We start from the raw sequence: 6,755 nt of genomic DNA, 5'->3' as shown, positions 1-6,755 counted from the left end.
GTGTCGAACCCCGCCGCCGCAGCCCGCTCCACCAGACCATAGGAGATCTCCCGCTGCCGCATCACATACAACTGGAACCAATTCCGGCCCTCCGGGTTGACCGCCTTCACCTCCTCGATCGACGTGGTCCCCAACGTCGACAACGTGAACGGGATCCCCGCCGCACCCGCCGCCCCCGCACCGGCAACCTCACCCTCGGTCTGCATCAGGCGGGTGAACCCGGTCGGCGCGATCCCGAACGGCAACGCCGACGGGCCACCCCAGATCTCACACGACGTATCCACCACCGACACATCCCGCAGCACCGACGGATGGAACTCCACATCCTGGAACGCCTGCCGCGCCCGCGCCAACGACAACTCCCCCTCCGCAGCACCCTCCGTGTAATCGAACGCCGCCTTCGGCGTCCGCCGGCGAGCGATCCGCGCCAGATCCTCGATCGACAACGCCGACCCCAACCGACGCTTCTTCAGATCCAACTCCGGCCGCTTGAACTGCATCAACTCCAGCAACTCAACCGGCTTCGGAAACTGACGGGTGACCATGAGTGATCCTATCGAGGGTCGTAACGGACGAGTGAGGTGGTGCGGGCGACGAGTGCCCGCAGGGTTTCCAGGTCGCCGGTGAGGAGGCCGGCGGCGCGGGCCTGCACGAGGACGTTGCCGATCGCGGTGGCCTCCACCGGACCGGCGAGCACGGGGAGACCGCTCCGGTCGGCCGTCGCCTGGCACAGGAGCGCATTGCGGGCGCCTCCGCCGACGATGTGGACCGCTTCCACGGCGACGCTGGTTAGAGCTGCGGCCCGCTGCACCGACTCCGCGAACGCGGCGGCGAGGCTCTCGACGATCACCCGCACCATTCCGGCCGGCGACGCCGGCGCACTCAACCCTCGCTCGGAGAACCACCCGGCGATCCGGGAGGGCATGTCCCCCGGCGCGAGGAAGCGCGGGTCGTCGGGGTCGAAGACGTCCGCGGGCCGCGGCAGCTCGGCCGCTTCCGCGAGCAGCCCTTCGAGGCCGACCGGCAGGCCGCGCTGCTGCCATTCCCGCAGCGACTCGCTGAGCAGCCACAGGCCCATGACGTTGTGGAGGTACCGGATGCGCCCATCCACGCCGCCTTCGTTCGTGAAGTTGGCGTCGCGGCCCTCCTCGGAGACGACGCGGTGCTCCAGCTCGACGCCGACCAGACCCCAGGTCCCGCAGGAGATGTAGGCGGCGCGTGCCGGATCCATCGGGACGGCCACGACCGCCGAGGCCGTGTCGTGGGAGCCGACCGTGGTGACCACGGGGCCGGCGCCCGCGAACGGGAACTCCGCCGCCAGCGACGGGAGCAGGCCCCCGACCGGTGTTCCGGCATCCACCAGCGGCGCGAAGACGCCGACCGGGAGGCCGAGCCGGCCGATGAGGGCGCCGTTCCAGTCCCCCTCCGCCGTCAGGAGACCCGTCGTGGATGCGTTGGTGCGCTCCGCCTGCTCCGTCCCGGTCAGCCAGTACGCGATCAGGTCGGGGACGAGCAGGAATCGGTCGGCGGCCTCGAGGGAGCCGTCGGCCGCATCCACGGCCAGCTGGTACAGCGAGTTGAAGGGCAGGAATTGCAGCCCGCCCTCCCGGTACAGTTCGGCCGGGTCGACGGCCTCGTGGACCAGGGACACGCCCCGGGCCGTGCGCTCGTCGCGGTAGTGGTACGGCTCGCCCAGCAGCCGGCCGTCGCGCAACAGCCCGTAGTCGACCGCCCACGCATCCACGCCGATACTGGCGAGCGCCGGATCGGAGCGGGCGACCGCCGCGAGCCCGTCGTGGACGCTGGAGAACAGCCCCGTGAGGTCCCAGTGCAGAGCGGAACGGTCGCCCTCCCACACCCGCACGGGCGTGTTGAGGAACCGTGCCGCCTCCGTCAGCTCGAGCGTGCCCGGCCCCACCCGCGCGTGCATGACGCGGCCGCTGGTGGCGCCGAGATCCACTGCAGCGACGGTGCCCGATCTGTCGCTCATCGCAGGAAGGCCGCCGCGACCCCCGCGTCCACCGGGATGTGCAGGCCGGTCGTGTGGTCGAGGTCACTGGTGCAGAGCACGAACACCGCGTTGGCCACGTGCTCGGGCAGCACTTCGCGCTTGAGCAGGGTGCGCTGCGCGTAGTACTGGCCGAGCTCCTCCTCGGGCACCCCGTAGACCGCGGCACGCTTGGCGCCCCAGCCGCCGGCGAAGATCCCGGAGCCGCGCACGACGCCGTCCGGGTTGATGCCGTTGACGCGGATGCCGTGCTCGCCGAGCTCCGCCGCGAGCAGCCGCACCTGGTGCGCCTGGTCGGCCTTGGTCGCCGAATAGGCGATGTTGTTCGGTCCGGCGAAGATCGAGTTCTTGGAGGAGATGTAGACGATGTCCCCGCCGAGCTTCTGGTCGATCAGCACGCGGGCGGCGGCGCGGGAGACCAGGAACGACCCCTTGGCCATCACGTTGTGCTGCAGGTCCCAGTCGGCGTTGGTGGTCTCCAGCAGCGGCTTCGAGATCGAGAGGCCGGCGTTGTTGACCACCAGGTCGAGCCCGCCGAACGCGAGTAGCGCCTCCCGAATGGATGCGTCGACCGCCTTCTCGTCGGTCACGTCCGCGACCACGCCGATCGCGACATCCGCGTTGCCGATCTCGGCCGCCGCGGCCTGCGCCTTGGCCAGGTCGAGGTCGGCGATGACCACGCACGCGCCCTCGGCGGCGAGCCGGGTCGCGATGGCCTTCCCGATCCCGGATGCGGCACCGGTGACCAGGGCGATGCGCCCGGCGAGCGGCTTCGGCTTCGGCATCCGCTGCAGCTTCGCCTCTTCCAGCGCCCAGTACTCGATCCGGAACTTCTCCGCCTCATCGATCGGCGCATACGACGACAGCGCCTCCGCGCCGCGCATCACGTTGATCGCGTTGACGAAGAACTCGCCCGCGACGCGCGCGGTCTGCTTGTTCGCGCCGTAGGAGAACATCCCGACGCCCGGAATCAGCACGATCGCCGGGTCCGCGCCGCGGATCGCCGGCGAGTCCACCGTGGCGTGCCGGTCGTAGTACGCCCGGTAGTCCGCCCGGTACTGCTCGTGCAGCTCCTCCAGCCGCGCCACCGAGTCCTCGATGGAGGCGCCGGCCGGCAGGTCGAGGACCAGCGGCTTCACCTTGGTGCGCAGGAAGTGATCCGGGCAGGAGGTGCCCAGCGCAGCCAGCCGCGGGTGCTCGGCCGACGCCAGGAAGTCCAGCACCACGTCCGAGTCGGTGAAGTGCCCCACCTGCACCCGGTCGGTGGAGGCGATGGCGCGCAGGTGCGGAGCCAGCGCCGCCGCCTTCGCTCGCCGCTCCCCCTCGGGCAGCGGCTCATAGCCGGGCAGCTTCGGACCGAACGGGTCCGGACGGCCGTGGGCGGCGACGTAGTCCGCGGCGGTCTGGATGATCCACAGCGAGTTCGCCTCCGCCTCCGAGCTGGTCTCCCCCCACGCGGTGATGCCGTGGCCGCCCAGGATGGTGCCGATCGCGTCCGGGTTCGCCCGCTTGATCGCGGCGATGTCGAGCCCGAGCTGGAAGCCGGGACGCCGCCACGGCACCCACACGACGCGACCGCCGAAGACCTCGGCCGTCAGCCGCTCGCCGTCGGCTGCCGTCGCGATCGCGATGCCGGAGTCGGGATGCAGGTGGTCGACGTGGGCCGCATCCACCAGGCCGTGCATGGCCGTATCGATCGATGGAGCCGCCCCGCCCTTCCCGTGCAACGTGTAGTCGAATGCGGCGACCATCTCGTCCTCGCGCTCCACACCCGGGTAGACGTTCTGCAGCGCCCGAAGCCGATCGAGCCGCAGCACGGCCAGCCCGGACTCCGTCAGCGTGCCGAGGTCTCCCCCGGAGCCCTTCACCCAGAGCAGCTCGACCGGCTCGCCGGTCACCGGGTCGGTCTCCGTCCCCTTGGCGGACGTGTTCCCGCCCGCGTAGTTCGTGTTCGCTGGGTCCGACCCGAGGCGATTGGAGCGGGCGATCAGCTCCGCGACAGTCTCGTTCGTCATCGTGTCATGCCCCCCATCCGGCCTGGGTGCCGCCCACGCGGTCGGCCTCGATCTTCTGCTGGTAGCCGGAGGCCTGGTACGCGGCCATCGGATCGGCGGGCAGACCGCGCGACTCGCGCCAGGCGGCCAGGTCGGCGCGGACGTCGGTGTTGAACGCATCCATGAACACCGTGTTCGCAGCCAGCACGTCGTTCGCCGCCTGCGCTGCGGCCAGCGCTTCGGTGTCCACGAGCAGCGCCTTGGCGGTGGCCTCCTGGACGTTGAGCACGGAGCGGATCTGGCCGGGGATCTTCGCCTCGAGGTTGTGGCACTGGTCGAGCATGAACGCGACCTCGGGATTGGCGTACCCGCCGCCCTGGATCACCTCGAAGATGATCCGGAACAGCTGAAACGGGTCCGCGGCGCCCACGATCAGGTCGTCGTCCGCGTAGAACCGGCTGTTGAAATCGAACGAGCCGAGCTTCCCCAGCCGCAGCAGCTGCATCACGATGAACTCGATGTTGGTGCCCGGCGCGTGATGCCCGGTGTCCAGGCACACCACCGCCCGGTCACCGAGCGCGGCCGTCTGGACGTAGCTGGTCCCCCAGTCCGGGACGTCCGTGTGATAGAACGCCGGTTCGAAGAACTTGTACTCCAGCACCAGCCGCTGGCGCTCGCCGATCCGCTCGTAGATCTTCTGCAGCGAGTCGGCCAGCCGGTCCTGCCGGGCGCGCATCGAATCCTGGCCCGGGTAGTTCGTGCCGTCCGCGAGCCAGATCTTCAGGTCGCGCGACCCGGTCTCGTTCATCACGTCGATGCACTCGAAGTGGTGGTCGATCGCCTTCTGCCGGATCCGGTCGTCCGCGTGGGTGACCGACCCGAACTTGTAGTCGTCGTCCTGGAACGTGTTCGAGTTGACCGTTCCGAGGTCGACGCCGTTGTCCTGGGCGTGCTTGCGCAGGTCGGCGTACGAGTCGACCGTGTCCCACGGGATGTGCAGGGCGACGGTCGGAGCCAGCCCGGTGTGCTTGTGCACCTGAGCCGCGTCCGAGATCTTCTCGTACGGGTCGCGTGCGGTGCCCGGCGTGCCGAACACCCGGAACCGGGTGCCCGAGTTGCCGAACGCCCAGCTCGGCAGCTCGATCGCCTGCCGTGCCAGCTGGTCCTGGATGGACGTCAAGTCACTCACTGTCCTGCACCTTTCGCGTGGTATTTCGTGTCGTCGTTCGTGTTCTCGATCGCCGCGAGCTGGTCCTCGAGATGGAAGATCTCGGGGATCAGCTCGAAGGACCGATCGGGGGCATCCCCGTCGAGTCCGTCGAACAGCCGGCTCATCTCGGCCTGCCAGCGGGCGTTGACCTGCGTGAGATCCATCCGCCGCTGCGCGGATTCGTAGTCGTCCCGCGCCTCGACGTAGCCGATCAGCCAGCCGTCGTCGGCGAGGAAGAGGGAGTAGTTGTCCCATCCCGTCTCCTTCAGCGCGGTCAGCATCTCCGGCCAGACTGCGGCGTGCCGCGCGCGGTACTCGTCGAGGTGTGCCGGGTCGACGCGGAGTCGGAAGCACGCGCGTTGCATGGTGGTCGCTTTCGTCAGGAGGATGAGAGGGAAGGAGTGGTCGCCCGGCCGGCCTGAGCCGGCCGGGCGACGAGGGTCAGGACGGGATCAGAAGTGGAACTTGTCGATGTTGTCCTTGTTGAACACGAACGGGTCACCGAGGAGCACGGTCCCCTTGTCGCCGACCGTGAACGAGCCGAGCTTGCCCGCCGTGAAGGTGTCGCCCTTCTTGCCGGTGATGTCGCCGTCGATCAGGGCCTTCGCGGCGAAGGCCGCGAGGTAGCCGAGGTCTTCCGGGTTCCACAGCGCGAACTCGTCGACGGTGCCGTCCTTGACGTACGCGCGCATCTGGTTCGGCGTGCCGAGTCCGGTGAGCTTGACCTTGCCCTTGGCATCCGACGTCGAAAGGTAGCGTGCCGCGGCCGCGATGCCGACCGTGGTGGGCGAGATGATGCCCTTCAGGTTCGGGTGGGTCTGGAGCAGGGCCGCAGTCTTGTCGAACGACGTCTGGTCGTCGTCGTTGCCGTAGACGGTGTCGACGAGCTTGACGTTCGGGTGGTCCTTCGCGAGGTCCTTCTTCATCAGGTCGATCCAGGCGTTCTGGTTCGTCGCGTTGGCGGCGGCCGAGAGGATGGCGACCTCGCCGCTGTCACCGATCTCCTTCGAGATCGTGTCGACCTGGACCTTGGCGATGCCATCCGCCGTGGCCTGGTTCACGAAGACGTCACGGTACTTCGCGTCCGTGTCGGAGTCGAAGGTGACGATCTTCACGCCGGCGGACTTGGCCTGGGTGAGGGCACTGCCGAGCGCCGTCGGGTCGTTGGCCGAGAGCACGATCGCACCGACCTGCTGCTGCGTCAGGGTGTTGATGTAGCTGACCTGCGCGTCCGCGGTGGCGGTCGAAGGCCCGACCTGGTTGTAGGTGCCCTTGAACGACTTGATAGCCGTCTCGCCGCCCTTGTCGGAGGTGTCGAAGTACGGGTTGCCGAGGTTCTTGGGCAGGAAGGTGATCTTGTAGTTCTTGGAGCCGGATCCGGAGCCGTTGGAGCCGCTCGAGCAGCCGGTGACGGCGAGGGCGACGGCGACGACGCCGGCGCCGAGGGCGAACAGGCGCTTGGTGCGGCGCGAGGTGGAGGGCAACATCGTTGTTCCTTTCGGGGTGGGTGAAGCAGGTGGTGCAGGTGGTGCGGGTGGAACGT

At 69.1% G+C, this 6,755-nt stretch carries 6 protein-coding genes; all 6 read right to left on the bottom strand.

Going from position 1 to position 6,755, the window contains the following annotated elements; genetic code table 11:
* The coding region (locus tag BM287_RS05925; RefSeq protein WP_170857441.1) for an alpha-hydroxy acid oxidase at positions 1-545 on the bottom strand (545 nt) is incomplete at its 3' end.
* An 8-nt stretch (positions 546-553) separates the two neighbouring features.
* Complete coding sequence (locus BM287_RS05920) at positions 554-1,990, bottom strand: rhamnulokinase (protein WP_090036886.1); 1,437 nt, start codon at positions 1,988-1,990, stop codon at positions 554-556.
* Entirely contained in the window at positions 1,987-4,023 is a 2,037-nt protein-coding gene (locus BM287_RS05915; protein ID WP_090036884.1) for a bifunctional aldolase/short-chain dehydrogenase, read from the bottom strand. Before BM287_RS05915 ends, BM287_RS05920 begins: the two co-directional genes overlap by 4 nt.
* A 4-nt stretch (positions 4,024-4,027) precedes the next feature.
* Positions 4,028-5,191, bottom strand: a complete 1,164-nt coding sequence (gene rhaI, locus BM287_RS05910) for an L-rhamnose isomerase (RefSeq protein WP_090036882.1) — start codon at positions 5,189-5,191, stop codon at positions 4,028-4,030.
* Positions 5,188-5,577 (bottom strand): L-rhamnose mutarotase, encoded by a 390-nt coding sequence (locus BM287_RS05905; protein WP_090036880.1) that lies wholly within the window; start codon positions 5,575-5,577, stop codon positions 5,188-5,190. The genes rhaI and BM287_RS05905 overlap by 4 nt, the downstream gene beginning before the upstream one ends.
* Before the next feature lie 87 nt (positions 5,578-5,664).
* Positions 5,665-6,699, bottom strand: a complete 1,035-nt coding sequence (gene rhaS, locus BM287_RS05900) for a rhamnose ABC transporter substrate-binding protein (protein WP_090036879.1) — start codon at positions 6,697-6,699, stop codon at positions 5,665-5,667.
* Between the last annotated feature and the right edge of the window lie 56 nt (positions 6,700-6,755).

Origin of the sequence: Leifsonia sp. CL147, assembly GCF_900114565.1 — a bacterium.
Taxonomy (GTDB): Bacteria; Actinomycetota; Actinomycetes; order Actinomycetales; family Microbacteriaceae; genus Leifsonia.
This window is presented reverse-complemented; position numbering and strand designations above follow the sequence as displayed.